The sequence below is a fragment of the Flavobacterium sp. 22659 genome (assembly GCF_052044235.1).
Classification (GTDB): Bacteria; Bacteroidota; Bacteroidia; order Flavobacteriales; family Flavobacteriaceae; genus Flavobacterium; species Flavobacterium johnsoniae.
This window is the reverse complement of sequence record NZ_JBQEMU010000002.1, coordinates 17,295-37,187: the sequence shown is the minus strand read 5'-3', so window position 1 is coordinate 37,187 and position 19,893 is coordinate 17,295. Positions and strand designations below refer to the sequence as shown.

General features: G+C 33.4%; 19 protein-coding genes. 12 read left to right on the top strand and 7 right to left on the bottom strand.

Annotated features, from left to right (window positions below):
- The first annotated feature begins 22 nt into the window (after nucleotides 1–22).
- The 5 genes from ACTJIW_RS02375 to metQ all read left to right on the top strand — a co-directional run bounded on the left by ACTJIW_RS02375 (nucleotide 23) and on the right by metQ (nucleotide 4,294).
- Nucleotides 23–1,021 (top strand): NADP-dependent oxidoreductase, encoded by a 999-nt coding sequence (locus ACTJIW_RS02375; protein WP_440715600.1) that lies wholly within the window; start codon nucleotides 23–25, stop codon nucleotides 1,019–1,021.
- Entirely contained in the window at nucleotides 1,018–1,488 is a 471-nt protein-coding gene (locus ACTJIW_RS02370) for a cupin domain-containing protein (RefSeq protein WP_440715601.1), read from the top strand. The genes ACTJIW_RS02375 and ACTJIW_RS02370 overlap by 4 nt, the downstream gene beginning before the upstream one ends.
- Before the next feature lie 280 nt (nucleotides 1,489–1,768).
- Nucleotides 1,769–2,800 carry a methionine ABC transporter ATP-binding protein MetN gene (metN, locus tag ACTJIW_RS02365; protein ID WP_149206978.1) on the top strand — a complete coding sequence of 344 codons (1,032 nt, stop codon included), beginning with the start codon at nucleotides 1,769–1,771 and terminating at the stop codon, nucleotides 2,798–2,800.
- Nucleotides 2,793–3,446, top strand: coding sequence for a methionine ABC transporter permease MetI (locus ACTJIW_RS02360; RefSeq protein WP_149206979.1), 654 nt, complete (start codon nucleotides 2,793–2,795; stop codon nucleotides 3,444–3,446). The genes metN and ACTJIW_RS02360 overlap by 8 nt, the downstream gene beginning before the upstream one ends.
- Nucleotides 3,447–3,481: 35 nt before the next feature.
- Nucleotides 3,482–4,294 (top strand): methionine ABC transporter substrate-binding lipoprotein MetQ, encoded by an 813-nt coding sequence (gene metQ / locus ACTJIW_RS02355; RefSeq protein ID WP_012025960.1) that lies wholly within the window; start codon nucleotides 3,482–3,484, stop codon nucleotides 4,292–4,294.
- 96 nt (nucleotides 4,295–4,390) lie between these two features.
- Here metQ and ACTJIW_RS02350 read toward each other — a convergent pair whose 3' ends face one another.
- Complete coding sequence (locus ACTJIW_RS02350; protein WP_440715602.1) at nucleotides 4,391–5,101, bottom strand: hypothetical protein; 711 nt, start codon at nucleotides 5,099–5,101, stop codon at nucleotides 4,391–4,393.
- A 182-nt stretch (nucleotides 5,102–5,283) separates the two neighbouring features.
- On the opposite strand from ACTJIW_RS02350, the gene ACTJIW_RS02345 reads away from it, so the two are divergent.
- Nucleotides 5,284–5,883: a murein L,D-transpeptidase catalytic domain-containing protein gene (locus ACTJIW_RS02345; RefSeq protein WP_440715603.1), complete on the top strand. Its 600-nt coding sequence runs from the start codon at nucleotides 5,284–5,286 to the stop codon at nucleotides 5,881–5,883.
- An 88-nt stretch (nucleotides 5,884–5,971) separates the two neighbouring features.
- Here the strand turns inward: ACTJIW_RS02345 and ACTJIW_RS02340 are convergent, their stop codons facing one another.
- The 4 genes from ACTJIW_RS02340 to ACTJIW_RS02325 are packed head-to-tail and all read right to left on the bottom strand — an operon-like array spanning nucleotide 5,972 to nucleotide 7,958.
- Nucleotides 5,972–6,520, bottom strand: a complete 549-nt coding sequence (locus ACTJIW_RS02340) for a hypothetical protein (protein ID WP_440715604.1) — start codon at nucleotides 6,518–6,520, stop codon at nucleotides 5,972–5,974.
- A 12-nt stretch (nucleotides 6,521–6,532) separates the two neighbouring features.
- Nucleotides 6,533–7,051 carry a hypothetical protein gene (locus ACTJIW_RS02335; RefSeq protein ID WP_440715605.1) on the bottom strand — a complete coding sequence of 173 codons (519 nt, stop codon included), beginning with the start codon at nucleotides 7,049–7,051 and terminating at the stop codon, nucleotides 6,533–6,535.
- Nucleotides 7,038–7,496, bottom strand: coding sequence for a hypothetical protein (locus ACTJIW_RS02330; RefSeq protein ID WP_440715606.1), 459 nt, complete (start codon nucleotides 7,494–7,496; stop codon nucleotides 7,038–7,040). The genes ACTJIW_RS02335 and ACTJIW_RS02330 overlap by 14 nt, the downstream gene beginning before the upstream one ends.
- Before the next feature lie 6 nt (nucleotides 7,497–7,502).
- Complete coding sequence (locus ACTJIW_RS02325; RefSeq protein WP_274250325.1) at nucleotides 7,503–7,958, bottom strand: hypothetical protein; 456 nt, start codon at nucleotides 7,956–7,958, stop codon at nucleotides 7,503–7,505.
- A 247-nt stretch (nucleotides 7,959–8,205) separates the two neighbouring features.
- On the opposite strand from ACTJIW_RS02325, the gene ACTJIW_RS02320 reads away from it, so the two are divergent.
- The 3 genes from ACTJIW_RS02320 to ACTJIW_RS02310 all read left to right on the top strand — a co-directional run bounded on the left by ACTJIW_RS02320 (nucleotide 8,206) and on the right by ACTJIW_RS02310 (nucleotide 11,433).
- On the top strand, nucleotides 8,206–10,233 hold the full coding sequence (locus ACTJIW_RS02320) for a sensor histidine kinase (RefSeq protein ID WP_440715607.1): 2,028 nt from the start codon (nucleotides 8,206–8,208) through the stop codon (nucleotides 10,231–10,233).
- The gene (locus ACTJIW_RS02315; protein WP_274250323.1) at nucleotides 10,230–10,973 is read left to right on the top strand and encodes a LytR/AlgR family response regulator transcription factor; all 744 of its coding nucleotides are present in this window, start codon (nucleotides 10,230–10,232) and stop codon (nucleotides 10,971–10,973) included. The genes ACTJIW_RS02320 and ACTJIW_RS02315 overlap by 4 nt, the downstream gene beginning before the upstream one ends.
- Before the next feature lie 130 nt (nucleotides 10,974–11,103).
- Nucleotides 11,104–11,433 carry a hypothetical protein gene (locus ACTJIW_RS02310; RefSeq protein WP_012025951.1) on the top strand — a complete coding sequence of 110 codons (330 nt, stop codon included), beginning with the start codon at nucleotides 11,104–11,106 and terminating at the stop codon, nucleotides 11,431–11,433.
- 218 nt (nucleotides 11,434–11,651) lie between these two features.
- Here the strand turns inward: ACTJIW_RS02310 and nagA are convergent, their stop codons facing one another.
- Both nagA and ACTJIW_RS02300 read right to left on the bottom strand, forming a co-directional pair.
- Nucleotides 11,652–12,776 carry an N-acetylglucosamine-6-phosphate deacetylase gene (nagA, locus tag ACTJIW_RS02305; protein WP_440715608.1) on the bottom strand — a complete coding sequence of 375 codons (1,125 nt, stop codon included), beginning with the start codon at nucleotides 12,774–12,776 and terminating at the stop codon, nucleotides 11,652–11,654.
- A gap of 349 nt (nucleotides 12,777–13,125) precedes the next feature.
- Nucleotides 13,126–15,507 carry a TonB-dependent receptor domain-containing protein gene (locus ACTJIW_RS02300; protein WP_440715609.1) on the bottom strand — a complete coding sequence of 794 codons (2,382 nt, stop codon included), beginning with the start codon at nucleotides 15,505–15,507 and terminating at the stop codon, nucleotides 13,126–13,128.
- Between the two features lie 141 nt (nucleotides 15,508–15,648).
- Between ACTJIW_RS02300 and ACTJIW_RS02295 the strand changes: the two genes are divergently transcribed.
- From ACTJIW_RS02295 to ACTJIW_RS02285, 3 genes are all read left to right on the top strand, one after another.
- Entirely contained in the window at nucleotides 15,649–16,671 is a 1,023-nt protein-coding gene (locus tag ACTJIW_RS02295; RefSeq protein WP_440715610.1) for a sensor histidine kinase, read from the top strand.
- Nucleotides 16,668–17,357 (top strand): LytR/AlgR family response regulator transcription factor, encoded by a 690-nt coding sequence (locus ACTJIW_RS02290; RefSeq protein ID WP_012025944.1) that lies wholly within the window; start codon nucleotides 16,668–16,670, stop codon nucleotides 17,355–17,357. Before ACTJIW_RS02295 ends, ACTJIW_RS02290 begins: the two co-directional genes overlap by 4 nt.
- Nucleotides 17,358–17,557: 200 nt before the next feature.
- A complete protein-coding gene (locus ACTJIW_RS02285) occupies nucleotides 17,558–19,738 on the top strand; it encodes an HAD-IIB family hydrolase (protein ID WP_440715611.1) in 2,181 nt (726 codons plus the stop codon).
- The last annotated feature ends 155 nt before the right edge of the window (nucleotides 19,739–19,893 follow it).

Sequence of the window (19,893 nt, the reverse complement as noted above, 5' to 3'; positions counted from 1 at the left end):
TTTGTAAACTAAAACGATAAAAATGAAAGCAGTTATATTACAGGAAAACCGAGAATTTAAGCTCGAAACAGTGGCAATTCCACAGCCAGAACCCAATCAGATTCAGGTAAAGATTACAGCTTCAGGATTTAACCCAATTGATTATCAAATGACTGAAAATGAATCTGAAAGAAAACTGATTCATTCGCCAATTCTGGGACGTGAATTTTCGGGAATAATTACGGCAATTGGTACAGAAGTAACAGGATTTAAAATTGGAGATGCCGTTTTCTGCGGTTCAGGCAGTATGGGATCTAATGGAACTTATGCCGAATATATTTGTGTTCCAGAGGAAATCGCGGTTAAAAAACCTCAAAATATTTCTTTTGAAGCAGCAGCGGGAATTCCATCGGCAGGACTTACGGCATTACAATCATTTAAAAGAATGAATGCTTCTGCAGCTGATTCGATATTTATTACAGGCGCTGCCGGCGGAGTAGGAAATATGTTTATAAAACTTCTTAAAGCTAATAATTTTAAAAAATTTTGGGTAACAGCCGGAAATGATGAAAGTATTGCTTCTTTGATCAACCTTGGAGTAAAACGAGAGCAAATCATCAATTATAAAAAAGAAGATGTATACGAAACCGCTCTTTCTTTAAACGAAAATAAAAAGTTTGATATCGTTGTGGATTTGGTTGGAAATAGTATTTCTGATATCGCTGCAAGACTTTTAAAAATAAACGGAACTTATATTGACGTCACAAATTTTTTAACGGCAGAATCCCGCAGTATTCTTTTTTCTAAAGGTGCAGCAATTTACAATATTTCTAATTATGCATACGGAATTGAGAAGCAGTATGAATATTACAAAAATAGTTTAAGTGAGTTAAGTTATTTAATAGAGAATGAAATTATTAGTCCGCCTAATATTTCTGTAATTGGTGAGCTAAATGCGGAAATTGTCAACAAAGCGCTGGCTGTTTTGCGTGAGAACAAAACATACGGAAGAAAATTAATAATGAAGATTAATAAAGAATGAAAACAATACCAAGAAGAATCGTAACGGGCTTACGAAACGGAAAATCAATTATCGAACAAGATGAAATCGTGAGCAATGTATCTGAGCATTTTCCGGGATTAATTATTTCTGATATCTGGTCGACTGATAGTACACCGGTTAAATTTGAAGAAAAAAGAATTGAAAATACCGCTTTTCCCAATACACCAAAAAACGGAAGTTATTTTCGTTATGTACAAATTCCACCCGATAAAGATTTAGGAATTGAAGCACCTCAAGGTCAGCCTCATCCGTTAATGCATCAAACTGATACTTTAGATTACATCGTCATTTTGGCAGGTGAGATTTATTTGATAGTTGATGAAGAAGAAACGCTTTTACAAGCTGGAGATATCGTAATTCAGCGTGGTACAAATCATGCCTGGAGCAATCGTTCAGATTTGCCCTGCATTCAGTTAGCTGTTTTACTGGATGCGAAAAAGGAGTAATTAATTTCAAGGAATCGTTATAGTAATCTACTATTTTGATAGGTTAATAAAAGTTTTGTATTTTTTACATAAAAATTAAAAATATCTGTTTAAATTTGCAACCGCAATGAGAAACGAGAACCAGAATTTGAATTATTATTATAGCTGCAGTATGATGTGCTGTGCTATTGCTATGAAATTCACTGATCTGGCTTATATATAAAATAATACAATTTATTTCAAAAAGCCTTTCATGAAGATTTGAAAGGCTTTTTTGTTTTAAAACCTTGAATTTGAACAAATGATTGAATTAAAAAATGTTACCAAAATTTTTCATCAGAAAGACAGGATAGTTTCTGCTTTGGATGGTGTTTCGCTCATGGTGCCGCCAGGAAAAATCTTTGGCGTAATTGGAACTTCGGGAGCGGGGAAAAGTACTTTAATCCGTTGTGTCAATTTATTAGAGAGACCCACATCTGGAGAAATTATTGTAGACGGAAAGGCTCTAATGCAGCTTTCAAACGCTGAATTGGCGATTGAAAGAAGACAAATCGGGATGATTTTTCAGCATTTTAACCTGCTTTCTTCAAGAACTGTTTTTGAAAATGTGGCTTTTCCACTTGAATTAGTGGGAACTCCAAAAGCCGAAATTAAAACGCGCGTTTTAGAATTACTGCAATTAGTAGGTTTAGCAGAAAAAGCAAATGATTATCCGGCAAGTCTTTCGGGCGGACAAAAACAAAGAGTTGCCATTGCCAGAACTTTGGCCAATAATCCGAAAGTTTTATTGTGTGATGAAGCAACAAGTGCACTTGATCCGGCTACAACACGCTCTATTTTGAATTTGCTGAAAGATATTAACCGTCGTTTAAATATCACGGTTTTATTAATTACGCACCAAATGGAAGTTGTAAAATCGATTTGTGATGAAGTTGCCGTTATCAGCCACGGAAAATTAATAGAGCAGGGAAGTGTAGGCGAAATTTTTGCTGACCCTAAACATGAGCTGACAAGAGAGTTTATTGCTTCGTCTCTTCATTTAGAAATTCCAAGCGTTTACGAAGAAAAATTACAGAAAGAAGATAACGGAACCTTAAATCCGTTATTAAAGCTTGAAATGACCGGAAAATCGGTTAATGAACCTGTTATTTCTGAGGTTTCAAGATTGTTTGATACCAATTTTAAAATTGTGAGTGCACAAATGGATCAGGCTGGAGATGTAAATTTTGGTGTTATGCTGATTGAATTATCAGGAAAACGCGAAAACTACGACGCTGCGATTCAATATTTTATTTCAAAACACATTAAAACAGAAATTATAGGTTATGTCTGATTCACTTATTGACTTATTAGTAAAAGGAACCTGGGAAACCATTGTAATGACATTTGTGTCGGGCTTTTTTGGTTTTCTAATCGGACTTCCAACGGGAGTTTTGCTTTTCCTTACCCGAAAAAATCAAATATTGGAACAAAAGGTTTTAAACAGAACTTTGTCAGTTGTGGTAAACGTTTTTCGTTCTATTCCGTTTATTATTTTAATCGTTTGGATGATTCCATTTACACGCGCTATCGTGGGAACTTCGATTGGTGTAAGTGCAGCCTTAGTTCCGTTGAGCATTGGCGCCGCACCGTTTATTGCCCGTTTGGTTGAGAACAGTTTATTGGGACTTCCGTCAGGATTAATTGAAGCGGCAAGAGCTTTAGGTGCAACACCTTTCCAGATTGTATATAAAGTATTACTTCCAGAAGCATTGCCTTCATTAATAAATGCAGCATCGATTACTTTGATTACTCTTGTTGGGTATTCTGCAATGGGCGGAGCAGTCGGCGCAGGAGGTTTAGGACAAGTAGGATATCAGTATGGCTATATTGGTTATGATGCCTTAACAATGAATTCGGTTTTGGCTTTGCTGGTGCTATTAGTATTTCTTATCCAATTTGCGGGAGATGCTTTGTCAAAGCGATTTGACCACAGATAATCTCAATTATAATTAACAATTTACAATAAAAATATATGAAACGTACTATTTTAAAAACGGCTGGAGTTTTGGCTTTGGCACTTGTTTTATCAAACTGCGGAAAGAGCAAAAACAATGATCCTCATTTTATAAAAGTAGGAGTTGCTGCCGGACCAGAATTAAAAGTAGCAGAAGCTGCTAAAAAAGTTGCTAAAGAAAAATTTGGACTAGAAGTAGAATTGGTTTCTTTTAACGATTATGTAGTTCCAAATGAAGCTTTAAGCCAGGGAGATATTGATGCTAATGCATTTCAGCATAAACCTTATTTAGATGAGCAGTCTAAACAGCGCGGTTATAAACTTGCCATTATTGGTAATACATTTGTTTATCCAATTGCAGGATATTCTAAAAAAATCAAAAGTCTTTCTGAACTGAAAAATGAAAGCACGATTATTATTCCAAATGACCCGACAAACGGAGGACGTTCGTTGTTGCTTTTACAGAAAAATGGTTTATTAAAACTAAAAGACGGCGTAGGTTTATTACCTAAAGTAACTGATATAGTAAGTAATCCTAAAAACTTAAAAATATTAGAGTTAGAAGCGCCTCAATTACCTCGCGCTTTAGACGATGCTAATGTTTCTATTGCGATTATCAACAATACTTTTGCTTCTCAGGCAGGACTGGTTCCGTCACGTGATGCTTTGTTTATTGAAGATAAAGAATCGCCTTATGTAAACTTAGTAGTAAGCCGTGAAGACAATAAAAACGAAGAAAAAGTAAAACAGTTTTTACAGGCTTTCCAATCTCCTGAAGTAGAAAAAGCTGCTGAGCATGAATTTAAAGGCGGTGCTGTAAAAGGGTGGTAGTTTTTAATTATGAGTTATGAGTTATTAGTTAAGGCTTACTTATCACTGATTTTATAAAAATTTAAAAAGGCAGATGAATTATTTCATCTGCCTTTTTTATTTAGAGGTATTTTTATCAGTGATCTCAAACCATGGAATGTCAAATCGGCCTTTCATTTGATGAATTTTTACTTCGTCATTTTCTTCATAAATATCATATAGTGTTTTTGAAACTATAATTTTATTTGTTTTTTGCTGTTTTGCCCATGGTGTTAGTTCCAGATGATAGGTATTAGCTTTACTAATATTATAATAATTCTTTTTAAGAATTGTCGAACTGTAAATTTGAGGATTTGATGTATCAAATATACAATTTAAAGAAATGCATGTACCATATGCATAGATAGAAGAAAAAAGCAATAAGAAAAAAGCAGTTGAAAAGACAGATTTATTCAGATCAAATTGTTGGTTTCTAAGAACAATTGCTATTGAAATAGAAATTATTATTATAAGAGGCAGCCAGAGATTAGAGTAATCTAGAATTTTAAAATCAATTAAAGCTCTAAATGCTAAAGCAAAAATAACTCCAAACAAACCAAAAGTAATGGAAGGTATGTCCTTATGTTTTTCTACATTAATTTTGAAGTTAGTTTTTTTTAAAACAAAGATGCAGATAATTGGAAATAATATTGAAATGATAATAGCATATTCATAAGGATATGGAATGAATATGGTCCAAAATGAAATTCCAATACCTAATTTGTTTACTAAGAGAATCGTTTTGTATTGATCGCTTATTTTTTTTGGTTTATGTTTTATTTCGCCCAAGTTTTTTGATTACAAATATAAGAGGATTTTTCTTATTTTTTTATACTTTGTTTTTATTTGAAAAATATGAATATAAGTATTTTAAATAAATGTCTTATTGTTTTGTTTTTCAGTCTTTTACTGGATGTTTAATTTTTTTATGCCAATTACATTTGCATCGTAAAAACTTGAAAAACAACTTTATGAAATTCTTAAGTCTGACTTTGTGTTTTGTATTATTTTCTTTTGGAAATCCTAAAGAAAGTAAAAATGAGATTAAGCCCATAAATGTTGAAATGGAGCGATTTAGTTCTCAGCTTGCAGATGTAAAAGCAATGATTAAAAAGAATGCTTCTTATAATACTAAAATTGCTTTTTTTATTGATATGAGAATCAAATCAGGGAAGAACAGATTTTTTGTTTATGATCTAGAAAAAGATCAAATCCTGGAAGAAGGACTTGTTGCAAACGGCGCAGGTTCTGAAACAGGAATCAGGGGAGAATTAAAATTTAGTAACGAGACTAATTCTAAATGTACTTCTTTAGGCAGATATATTGTTGGTAAATCCTATAAAGGAATGTTTGGAAAAGCTTATAAACTGGCAGGTTTAGACGAAACCAATAATAATGCAGCTAAACGTGCTATTGTTTTACACTCGTATTCTGCGGTTCCTAATGAAGAAAAGGATTATTATATTTCAAACAGTCAGGGATGTCCAATGGTGAGCGAAACTTTCTTTAAAAAGCTGGAGAAAATAATCGACAGTTCAAAGTCGAATATTATTTTGAATATTTATTATTGAGTTATGAATTATGAATTATGAGTTATGAGTTATGAGTTCACAATTTACCATTCATAATTCACAATTAATTCATAACTCATAACTTTTTTTAGAATCTTTTATATTCTACACCGTGCTTGTCGGCATAAGGCAAAAGTAAATCCATTACTTTTTTGTATTTTTTATCCAGTTCGATGCCTTTTGTATCATCAAGCTGTTTTGCTGCAAGATTGATTTCTTCCTCACTTTTTCCTTCGTCTATCATTTTGGCAATTTTTGGAAAATCGTTTGTTTGAACTTCCTGAGCATATTCAAATAATTCAATTCCGGCTTTTATAATCGGTTCTGTTTCATCGGTTTTGCTTAGGGCGTTAATTTTTTTGATGTCTTCTTTAAACGTGTTTCCGTAATAAAAATTAACTGCATCAACACAATTAGAAGAACGCATTGATTTTTTATCATCGGCAAGAGCTTGTAAACTTCCGTTTTGTTTTTGCTGATAGTATTCTTTAAATACACGCTCAAAGCTTTGTGGAATTTTATTGGCATTTAAACCAATTAGTTCAAAAACTCTGTTTGGAGAACTGTCTGTAAAAAAATTACATGAAAACAATAAGGTTGATACAAATACTAAGGCGAAGATTTTCTGGATTTTCATATATAAAAATAATTAAGATTGTACAGATTGAACAGATGCTGTCAGCTGGTTTAATTTTGCCAGAATATGTTTTTCATATTCGGCTTGTTTTTGATCGCTTTTTCTCCCTGAGCTGAAGTTTTCGCTGATGAAATAATTTTTAATAAAATGGCTTTTTCTGGCGCCTAAACTATAGTGCCAGCTTCCCATTTCGGAACTTACAAAGATAACAGCTTCTTCTAATTTCATGATTTTTTTATCAGGAAATAATGGTGTCATTTTGTAAACCGCATTATTTCTGCTGTCAAAAGTATAGCGAATTCGGGCTCTGATATAAATATCATACAAACTATGCAGTACGCCATAAGCTAATAAAACGTAAAGAGAATAAAACCATACTTCGCCCAGTTTCTCTTCAAAAAAAGAAAGTACAATTGCCGCAGCGATAATACCAGCTAAAAACCACTGCGATATTTTTTGCAGTGGTTTAACAGGCTGGAATGAAAAAGAATGGGCAGATTCTGTTATATTATATTTTTCACGAATGTTCATTGCTGTTCAGTATTTCATCAATTTCATTGGCCAGATTTTGAATTTTTCTGCTGGTAAAAGCTTGTGCAATCATGATACATTTTTCCTTTCCGTCTTTTAAATAATAAGCATTCAGAGAAGTATTTGTAGTAAGCATATATTGCCTAATACGTACTAATTCGAAGTTTTGAAAATCTTGCAGCGGAATATGAACCGGCGGATTTATAAGACCAATTTTTGCTGTTATTTCTTTTTTGTCCATGTCAATACTCACGTGTTTCATCCAAATTGAAATAAAACACAGAACAGCAAGAATGCCAAAAATCCAAAACATAATAGCTTCGTTGAGCCAAAGACCCGCAGCAGCAAAAGCCGCCATTCCAAAGCTCACTATAATGCCAAAACCATATTCTCGTTTCAGGGTATATTGACTGCCGTTTTTTTCAAAATATTTTAAATGCTTCATTGTCATTTATTGTATGGTTACACCATCTATAATTATCAGGCTGCAGTACAATGAAAAATAAGAGCTTGAATAATCTCCGGTAAGCTGATCGCTCAAACTGTCTAATTTAGCGCCCTTAAATTCAAATTTTCTAGTTGGTGTTTTTCCGTATGTATCGACCATTGTAATATGTCCGTCAAGACCGTTTTTACTGGTTGCAAAAGCGCGCAGTAAATTAATGTCCTGTTTTTCAAAATCCAGAGAGAAATAGTAGCTTCTGTTATCTGTTTTATCTTCAGGATCTTTATAATTGGCTCCTTTGGTAAATGAAACCGTAGCCGAACGCAAAGGAACTGTAATCGTTTTGTTTCCGTCTTTTATTGATATTTCAATTTTGGTGCGTTTATCATCGCTTTGCCCAAATGAAATTTGTGTTAGAAAACAAAAGCAGATTAACAGTAATGAAAGGATTTTCTTATTCATAATAAATTTGATTTTAAAATTATTTTATACAGCAAGATTACTTCATACCAAATCCATTAACAATTGCGAATTGGTAAATGGAGTGTTTAGATTTTTATTTGGTTAATTCTGAAATATATCAGGAATAATGCGGTTTTACAGCCTTAATTAAGAGGTTGTAAGTAAGAGTTTTATCCTTTAAAAACACAGGTAAATTGTTTGGTTTGTATAATGACAATTTGTACTTTGCCATCAATTACCACTAATTATGCTCCAAAAAATCACAATTGATCTTCAAAATTTCAGAAAACAAAAACGGCTTTTTTATGTTTTGTTTTTGGTTTTAACTGCTTTCAAAATTCAGGCACAAGATATTTCTCCTATCGAAAAAATAGCAGCAGAAGGATATGCCAAACGTTTTTCGGATACTGTTTCCTGTATAAAAATTCAGAAACAGGCACTTCATCTTGCACACAAGAATAAGAACAAGGAAGATGAAGTGATTTGTTATGCTTATCTGGCGCTTACCCAAAGACGATTGCTTCATTTAAAAGAGTTTATGCACTATGCAGATACAGCTTTCTATCTTTCGCAGCATATAACTAAAATAAGAGCAAAAGCCCATGCATCGGCCGCAATGGGATCTTTAAAATCTTATATTGAAGACAAACCTCAGGCGTTGAATTATTTATTAGAAGCCTATACATTATTTTCTAAAGTCAATGCGCACGATCAATGTGCTAAAATTGCTTCAGATATCTCGTATTTGTTTTCTCCCGCATCGCCAACAAAAGTCGAAAAATATGCCAGAGAAGCCCTTGCACATGCAGAAAAATCCGGCGATTCAGAAAGCCAATTGTATGCAAGGCTTGCTTTTGGCGGTTTTTTGGCAGATAATTTAGAAACGGGCGGGATTTTAGAATGGGCCGAGCCGGTTAAGTTTTTTGAAGAAACAGTGGCTTTGGCGGAAAAAAATGCAGATAAAATTGTGAGTAAAAGCAATATTGGAATTGCTTATGTAAATCTGGCTGATCTTTATACAAAAGGACCAAAGCCTATAGATGAAAAAGCTTTTTTGTGGAATCTGCAAAAAGCAGAAAGTATTGCCAAAAAGTATAATGTGAAAATTATTCTGCGAAGTGCCATTGGACTCAAAGGATATTATTTTATGCAAAAGGGCGATTATATTAGGGCTGAACTTCTTTTTACAGAAGGCATTAATTATCAAAAAAGCCTGCCGTATACAGATAATTATCTTTTTACTGCTTTTTATAAAAGTTTAAAAGATGTTGCGGTAAAGAGAAAAGATTTTCAGGCGTATTATGGTTACGATACACTTTATTCAAAATATACACAGTTAAAATATAAGGAATCTACACAGGCGCTGCTTCAAAATGCTGATGCCCGTTATGAATCTTCTAAAAAAGCAGAAAGAATCAAACAGCTGGAACTGGAAAAAGAACTGGAGCAGAAGAATAAATTATTGGGTTACGGTATTGCGGGAGTATTGTTAATTGGTCTTGTTTTTATGTTTCGTTCGTATTATTACCGCCAGCGTTATTATCAAAACAGAGAAGATTTTCTAAAACAGGAACAGGTGCATAACGAACTTAAAATGCAGCTGATGGAAAAGGAAACCATCGAAAATCTGGCTGCGCGGTTGTCACTCGAAAGAAGGTTGCTGCGTTCGCAGATGGATCCGCATTTTATTTTTAACGCTTTGGGAAATATCCAAAGCATGATTTTACAAAAAGATACCATTCCTGCAGTTTCGTATTTAAATAAATTTGCCAAGCTCACCAGACAGGTTTTAGAGCAGTCGCGAAAAGAAACCATTTCGCTGGAAGAGGAAATCAATACTTTAAAAAATTATATCGAATTGCAGCAGCTTCGTTTAAATAATGGTTTTGATTATGTTATTGAATGTGACGAAAATGTTGAAACTGATCTTTTAATACCGCCTCTGTTGATTCAGCCGTTTATAGAAAATGCGGTCGAACATGGTTTAAAACCTCAGGAAAATAGTGTAAAAGGTTTGATCGAAATTTATTTTAAAGAAGATGAAGAACAGCACAGTTTAATTTGTACAATTAAGGACAACGGAATTGGATTAGCGGCTTCGCGAAAATTAAAAATAAACGATACGCATCAGTCGCTTTCGACAACTATTACTGACGAAAGGCTGTCTAAAATGCAGAAAGAAAACCCAAGTGCCGGATTTACGGTTAAGGAGCGTGATCCTGAAACTGACGGCCGCGGTTGTATAGTAATTCTAAATATCCCGATTTTATCATGATTTATAAAACGATAATTATTGAAGACGAACATCGATTAAGAGAAGCTTTGTCGATTATGCTCGAAATGGTTTCCGGCGATACAATTCAAATTGTAGGTTATGCTGAAAGTGTTACAGAAGCTGTAAAAATGGTTGACAGACTAAAACCTGATTTGGTTTTTATGGATATTATGCTGAAAGACGGAACTGGTTTTGATGTACTGCAGCAAATTTCATTTAATTCATTTCACCTGATATTTACAACGGCTTTTGAACAGCATGCTATTAATGCGTTTAAATACAGTGCTGTAGATTATCTCTTAAAACCAATTGATCCGCAGGAATTAAAAACTGCGATAGACCGCATTGCGATTCTGGAAGAAAGGGTTTTAGAAAAACAGCAGATTACAGAATTGCAGACCAATTTATCTAAAACACCGGACCGGCTTGTTCTGCCTACGCAGGAAGCAATGTATGTTGTAAAATTGGATCAGATTTTAAGATGTGAAACTTCGGGTTCGTATACAACGTTTTTTTTAACAGACGGCAGAAAAATAATGGTTTCTAAGCCTTTAAAGAATTATGAGGATATTCTGCTTCCGCCGATGTTTTTCAGGGTGCATCAATCGCATTTAATTAATGTCAATTCTATTTTGAGTTATTCGCGTGAAGGAATGGTACATATGAACGATAAATCGGTTGTGCCGATTTCGAGAGGAAAGAAAGAACAGTTTTTTAAATTAATGAAAGATGAAATTTAATTTCTGATAGTTCCTGACGGTTTATGTATTCAATTTATGCAAATACCAATTAAAAGTGACCAATGACAAAGTGCGGGTTTGGGAGCTGTTTTATTGTATCTATTTTTGACCTGTAACAAATAATAGAACCATGAACAATAAAACTTTATCAATCCTGAGCTATGTAACCATTATTGGCTGGATCGTAGCCTTTGTACAAAGCAAAGATGCATCACCAAAAAGTGATCTTGTAACGTATCACCTTAAACAAGGTTTCGGAATTTTTCTATTCTCATTAGTGGTGAATATTTTACTTTCTGTTGTAGTCTCAATTGTGCCTTCGCTTTATTTTTTAAGCTACATTGGTTATGTAATTTTCATTTTATGGATTTTCGGAATCATTAATGCGGCTAATGAGCAAAAGAAACCTATTCCTGTTATTGGGCAGTTGTTTGAAGGTAAATTTGGTTTCATTAACTAAACCTTCAATTTTACACTTTTAGCAGTGTTTTTTTATTTTTTTGGATAGTATTATTCTCTGTTGGGGAATACTAAAAACAGATCAGTTTCTATTAGTTTAACTTGTAGTTTGTTATTGAGGTTACTGAGACGTTTAAAACGGCACGCAATGCTGACAATAATTCTGATTTGAAAAGAGACAGTTTTTAACTGTCTCTTTTTTTATGATTTTAAATGCTGTTATACAGCAGGAAAATTTAAGGTTTCTATTTCTGATAAATTATCGTTGAATTTTACAAAACTGGCAGGAAATCCTGTTTTTATCTTTCCAATTTTATTTTCTAAACCTATGGAGGCTGCGACTCTTGATGTTGCCATTTTTAGGGCTTCATCTGCCGAAACATTTAAATGATTGTAAGCATTTTGTACAGCTTCCAGCATCGAGATTGTGGCACCGGCTAAGTTTCCGTCTTCGTTTCTGTAAAAACCGTTTTCTAAATGGGCATCAAAATTATCCCATTTAAAGTTTTCTACTTTGCGTCCCAGAAAAGTTGCGTCGCTTATTAAAAAGAATTTTTCCTGTTTGAGTTTGTATGCCACTTTTGCAGCCGCATAATCGCAGTGTGCTCCGTCTAAAATTATGGGAGCGTACACATTTTCATTTTCAAAAACAGCACCAACCAAACCCGGTTCACGATGACCAAACTGTGTCATGGCGTTGAATAAATGGGTAACGAGGTTAATTCCTTTTGAGAAATAATGCTGTGCTTCTTTATAACCCATTGTAGAATGTCCTGCAGAAATAGTTATACCGCTTTCCAGCAGCATATTTAATTGTTCATCAGTAAAACATTCCGGAGCAATGGTGATTACTTTTATAACGTCTTTTCCATGTTTGATGATTTCTTCCAGTTCAACATTTGTTGGTTTACGAACCTGATCGATGCTGTGCGCACCGCGTTTTAAAGGATTTAAAAAAGGTCCTTCTAAATGCATTCCAATTACACCATTATTGTGTTTTTTAATGTAATTGCGGGTAGCTTCAATTCCTTGTAAAATGGTTTCTTTTGATGATGAAATTAAACAGGGCAAAACATGTGTTGTTCCGTATTTCAGACTCGAATCGTAAATATCCTGAATAGTTTCTTCATTTGGAGTCTGGCTGAAATAATATTTTTCTCCTCCGTTTATCTGAATATCTATAAATCCGGCACCAATATGTTTTCCCTGCAGATCGATGGTTTTTATATCATTTGGAATTTCTTTTTGTACCGAAAGAATAGTTCCGTTTTCGATGATAATAACTCCATTATCAATTATTTCGTCACCAGTATGTATTATGGCATTAACAATTGCCTGTTTCATTGTAGTTGTATTTCTTATTTTTATTTGAAAGTGAATTTCCAGAATTACAAATGTATCAATATCATTCGTAAGTCATCTTATTTAAAAATAAAATAAAAGAAGCAGAACCTGTATAATTGAATGTTTTAATGGGAGACGGATTATTTCCACGTTATATTAATAAATTTATGTTTGTAAATTCAGGTAGAATGACGTTAGGTTGGGATAGAGTGGGGATTTCAAATTTACATAAAGAAAGATGTAAGAAATTTATTTAGATGTTTCAAGTTATAAAATTCAACCATTTTTTTGTTTTGAAACACTGTATTTTGGGCAGAAAATCAATTTTGATAAAAAAATAAGGGCAAAATTAATTTGCCCTGTTTCTTTCTTCTTCATTTCCAAAATTGCTTTGTTTAGACTGAATTTTTTGATTTCCAAATTTATAGCTTAACGAAATTCTAAAACCTCTCGTATCGTTGTAGCTTTTTGCATTAGTTTTAATGCCGTTTGATTGGTAACTAATTAATGGCTTTTGTGCATTTAAAAGATCTTCACCAACAATGGTAAATGCCAGTTTTTTATTTAAAGTGAGAACTTTAACCGAAACATCTAAAATATGTAAAGTTGAAATATTAAAAATCTGATAACGTCCCGGAAGCTGCAACCCATAATTGAGACCCAAAAACAAAGTTTTGGTATGGTTTATCGTAAAATCATTATTGATATAAAAATACCCGTTATAACCTTTAATCGAATTGATAAAATCAGTTTTAGATTTTACATTTTGATGGTTCAGATTAAATCCTGTAAAACTGTTCCACCAAGACCATTTGTTGAAATTATAGGAAGTCGAAAATCCAATTTGATACGTATCAGCATAATTTAAAGGTGTACTTCTGGTCACGTTTGTAACGGAATCAATAATCGATAATTCCTGTCCGAAATCTGAAACCTGAGAAAAATAAACAGAATTCACCCATTTTTGGTTTCGAATAAACGAAAATTCAAAATTATCAATAATAGAAGGTTTCAAATACGGATTTCCTTCAGAATAATAATACGGGCTTGTTTTAATAACAAACGGATTTAGATAATCAAAATAAGGTCTGCGGATTCTTCGGCTGTAATTCAACGAAAAAGTGTTGTTTTCATTCGGTACATACGTCACGTAAGCCGTTGGAAATAGTTTAATGTAATTATTGGTATTCGTTTGGTTTAAATTTTCTGAGAAACCTTTTGTCTGCGTGGCTTCAAATCGCAGACCAATCTGCGTTTCCCATTTAGAGTTTATTTTTTTACTTCCCGAAAAATACAAAGCCTGATTGTATTCTTTATAATTAAAAACATTCGACTGATTGATATTTAAAACCGGATTTCCCGTTTCATTATCATACACCACAAGATTGTTATTTGTGTTGGTATGAAAAGCTTTTGCACCAAAACTAAGATTAGCCCAGACAGCAGGAAATGTAAAATCAACAGCGGCTGAATAATTGTTTATTTTATTAAGATTGCTGTTTGTAGAAGAAAAGAAACTGTTAGAAATAACATTCTTATCAGCATCTAATTCATTGCCGGAAAAAAAGCGGTAATCGTCTTTTTGATAATTGAAATAATCAAGATCAACCGAAATATTTTTTCCTAAACTATCCAAAACAAAAGTATTATGAAGATTTACTGAATTCATTTTTGGAGCATTTTCAGCCTTTACATCAGATGCGATATAAGAACTTACAGCATCATCAGTATATATAGTCGTAAACGGATTGTTAGCAGAAACTCTATTATTAAAACTGCCCAGATAGCTCATTCCTGCAGACCATTTAGTACTTAGTTTATAATCTATTCCAAGACTTAAACTCAATAAATCGTTTTTAGTTTTATTGGCTGTTTCCTGTTTCCATACTTCATTTAGGTAATAAATTTTACTTTCAGAAGTTCTTAAAAGCTTTCCTGTTCCTTTGCTTACAGAAGTCTGTAGAGAAAGTCTATCTTGATTATAAGTAAATAATCCATTGAGGTTGCCGCCTGCGTATGTTTTTTGTGTGTACGAACTACCAATATTAGCATTCCATGAATTTGCTTTTGCCGTTTTCAGTTTAATATTAATTAATCCGCTGTTGCCTTCAGCATCATATTTTGCCGGAGGTGTTGTAATCACTTCAATACTTTTGATATTATCTGACGGAATAGATTTAAGAAATGCAGCCAAATCTTCCTGAGGCATTTTTTGTAAACGATCGTCAATCATAACCAGGATTTCTCCCTTGCCCACAATCGAAATAACTTCATTTTGCACGCGAACCGTTGGAGTTGCTTTTAGTGCGTCTAATGCAGTTCCGCCGGCAGCTGTTACCGAGTTTTCTACATTAAAAACAAGTCGGTCAACCTTTTGTTCAACCAGTTTTTTTCTTGATTGTATCGTCACACTTTCAAGCTGTACCGTTTCTTTAATTTCAATCAATCCAAAATCCATGTTTTGGTCAAGTATAATTTCTTTGTTGAGGTATTCTGTTCCAAATTGTTCCAGTAGCAGTTTGTAAGTTCCTTTTGCAGATTTCATTTCAAAATTCCCTAAGCTGTCGGTAGAAACAGATACAAGTATTTTATTGTCTTTTAATAAACTCGCAATTACAAACTCGACAGCAATTTTATTTTGATTTACTACTTTTCCTTTCAGTTCAAATTGCTGGCCGAAAGAATTGATTTTAAACAGAAGAACAAACACTAAAAGAATAATTTTTTTCATGGGTTTTAAATTAATTACCCTGCAAAACTGTATCGAAAAAAGGCTGGAAACTACTTTTATCGACAAACCCCCGCGAATAATCTACAAACCCTGTTTTAGGCTTTTTTTTGAATGTATATCTTTGAAAAAAATTAAAAAAACATGCATAAGGGAACTTTATCAAAAAAAGCAGAAATACTGATTCATATTGTCTACTGGTTTTTGATGGCCTATTTTACATTCATTAAAAACCCAATACGAGCAAGACTTTATGTGCCGGATTTGTTTTTTATAACCTATCTGATTGTTTTTATCCTGACTTTCTATTTCCATTATTTTGCAGTAATGAAATTCGTTTTTAAGTCCTTTCAGTGGAAAAGATTTTTTGCAGGCGTTCTCGTTTCTTATTTGTTTTTTACAGCTTTAAGATGGCTGATTGAGCAGGTTATAACTCATATTTTATTTCAAAGAATAAATTATACCAATACTGCATTTTTAAATTATATGTTCGATAATCTGCAGTACAGCAGTATGCCGATTATTTTGAGTTCACTGCTTTGGTTTGTTATTTATTTTATCCGTCTTTTAGAGTACAACCAGATTATTTTAGAAGAAAACAAAAGCACGGAGATTAAATTTTTGAAAGCCCAGATAAACCCGCATTTTATTTTTAATACCCTCAATAATATTTATTCGATGGTTTATTTTCAGTCAGACAAATCGTTAACGGCGATCGAAAAACTGAGTCAGATTATGCGTTTTACGACTTACGAATCGCAGAAAGAAAAGATTAAATTATCAGATGAAATCGATTATATAAAAGCTTATATCGAGCTTGAACAATTAAGACATCAGGAAACCGCTTTTGTTAATTTGAAAACCGAAATCGAAAATGAGTTCGAAGAAATTCCGCCTTATATTTTATCACCTTTAATCGAAAATGCTTTAAAACACGGCAAAACTTCTACCGAAAATCCTATTACAATTGATTTAAAAGTAAAAGACAAAAAACTCATTTTTAAAGTTTTAAATAATATTGGAACACAAAAAAAAGACAAACTGGGAGGAATTGGATTAGAAAACCTCAAAAAACGATTAGAAATATATTATCCGCAAAAACATCAAATAACATTTACGAACCAAAACAATCAGTTTACAGCCGAACTTGAAATAGATTTAAAATGAAAAAAATAAATTGTATCATATTAGACGACGAACCTTTTGCAGTAAAATTACTGGCAGATTATGCCTCAAAAGTGCCAAGGCTGAATGTTTTATATGCCGATTCTGATGTTTTTAAAGCTATTGAAATACTAAACAACGAATCTGTAGATTTGGTTTTTATCGATATCCAAATGCCGCAGTTAACCGGTTTAGAACTAATGCAGATGTTCAATCAAAAGCACAATTTCATTATTACTTCGGCTTATCCGGAATATGCTTTAGATGTTTTTCAGTTCCATGTTATTGATTATCTGCTGAAACCTATTGTTTTTAATCGGTTTTATCAAAGTGTTGAGAAATTTATTCGCTGGCAGGAAACCTTTCAAAATCTCGATTCAGAAGATTATTTATTTGTAAAAGCCGATAGAAAACACCATAAAATAGCGACAGATCATATTTTGTATATCGAAGGTTTAAAAGATTATATCCGAATTCATACTAAAGATGAAAAAATTATGGTTTTGGAGAACATGAAAGACATTTTAGAGAAACTGCCGTTAAACCAATTTGTGCGCATTCATCGTTCGTTTATTATCCCAAAAAACAAAATCAAGGTCATCGAAGGCAACCAGATTAAGATGACAAACGGGGAATTTCTGCCAATAGGCGAAACCTATAGAAAACTAATAAGTGACTGGTTAAGTTAAAAAGTAAAAAGCTCTCAAAATAATTGGGAGTTTTTTGTTTATAAAGCTGATTTTCTTCTTAATAAATTACAATTTCGTTTTAATAAATCAAATGTTTTCAGAGGCTTTTCATGTGGGAACTATGTAAATTTTAAATGTAATTATTTCTATTTTATCGGAATGGGCATAGTAAATTGAACTTTCAAATAACAATGCACCAAATGATGAAAAAATTACGAATATCATTAATTAATATACACGGACTTTTAAAAGGGTCAGGTCTTGAAATAGGAAAGGATGCTGATAATGGCGGACAGACGAAATATGTGTACGAATTGGCCGATTTTTTATCGCAGCATAAAGATGTAGAACATGTTCATTTATTTACAAGATTAATTGATGATCCTGCACTTTCGCCAGAATATGCAGTTCCTGTTGAAATAGTTAATGACAAATTAGATATACGCCGAATTCCGTTTCTGGGAAAAAAATACAAACCAAAAGAACAATTATGGGAAGGACTTGACACTTTTGTAAATGGCGTTGTACAGCATATTAAAGCACATAATATTTTTCCCGACTGGATTCATTCGCATTATGGCGATGCCGGATATGCCGCGGCAGAATTATCGGCAGTTTTAAATATTCCTTTTGCACATACAGGACATTCGCTTGGTTTTTATAAAAAGAAAAAACTGCTCGAAAGCGGTTTAAGCGAAGAAGAACTTGAAAAAAAGTTTAAGTTTAAACAAAGAATCGCTGCTGAAGAAAAAACATTAGAATTATCTGAATTTATTGTTACTTCGACAGAACAGGAAATAGAAACCTACAAAGTTTATAAAAACTTTGAGCTGGGAAAATACCATGCTATTTCTCCCGGAATCGACACCAGAAAATTTGCTCCTTATTATTTTCAGGAAACCGATATTGACAAACAAATGGAAGAAACCCAAAGAAAATACTGGGTTTCAGAAACTATTTCCAAATTCCTGACCAATCCGCACAAACCTTTTATTCTGGCGCTTTCGAGACCAGACCGTCATAAAAATCTTCATACGCTTATTGATGTTTATGGTAAAGACAAAGAATTGCAGAGTATTGCCAATCTGGTCATTTTTGCCGGAATCCGTAAAGATATTGCCAAAATGCCGGAATCTGAAAAAGACGTTTTAACCGATTTATTATTGTTGATGGATAAATACGATTTGTACGGAAAAATGGCGATCCCAAAAAAGCATGATGTCGAAAATGAAGTTTCAATTATTTATCGTTATGCCGCTGAAAAACGAGGCGTATTTGTCAATCTGGCCTTGCATGAAAATTTTGGTTTAACCGTTATAGAATCGGCAAGTTCAGGGCTTCCGGTTGTGGTTACGAAGAATGGCGGGCCTTCAGAAATTATTCCGGTATGCCAGAACGGAGAATTAGTCGATCCGCAGGACGAAAATCAAATTAAAAAAGCCCTTCGAAATATTCTTACCGATGAAAATAAATGGAAATATTATTCGAATAACGGCGCTATAAACATTCAAAAACATTACAGCTGGCTGAGCCACGTTAACCAATATGTTGAATTGGTCAACGAAAATTTATCCTTGTCATCTGGCGCAGGAATAAAAAAACTGCATTATCCTAATATTAATGTCGACCGCTTAAAAAGGAAAATCGATCATTTATTAGTTTCGGATATTGACGGAACCCTGATCGAACCCAAACTGAACAATCCCGGATTAAAGGAATTAAAAACACATCTTGTAAACCGCACAGAAAAAATGGCTTTTGCCATGGCTTCGGGCAGAAACTTAATGCTTGTAAAAAAAGTTATAGATGAAGAACAGTTTCCGCTTCCTGATTTTATAATTTGTTCTGTTGGTACAGAGATTTATTATACAAACGGTAAAGACTACATTCTGGACAAAGGATGGGCAAAATTCCTGGCCGGACGTTGGAAAAGAGACGATATTGTCAATCGCTTAAAAGAAGTCAAATGGATTAAACTTCAGGAAGAAAACGCCCAGAATCCGTATAAGATTTCTTATTACTACGAAAAAGAACATTATGACCATGAAGAACTCATTCGGGTTCTGGGGACAGGCTGGTACAAAGTAAATATAATTCCGAGTCACGGTCAGTTTTTGGATTTTATTCCCAAAAGAGCATCAAAAGGAAATGCTATAAAGTTTTTATGCCGTAAATGGGCCATTCCGCTAAGTAATGTAATTGCCGCCGGAGATTCAGGAAACGATATTGATATGTTTAGAGGTCCCGTAAAAGGTATTATAGTAGGAAACCGAAGCGCAGAACTGGCAGAATATGAAACCAGCAAAAGTATTTATGTTGCCCAAAACTTTGCTTCTGAAGGTATTTTAGAAGGATTAAAGTATTATAAAATAATTAAATAATCATGTATGTGAAAAATGCTCCGGAGGAGCATAATATTTATAGCATAATTTATAACGGAATATGCACACCGTGATTTTGAGCTCCTGAGGAGCGATATATAAGGTTTAAAATATACCGCTCCGCTGGAGCTTTATGTGCATGAAAATAAATTGTG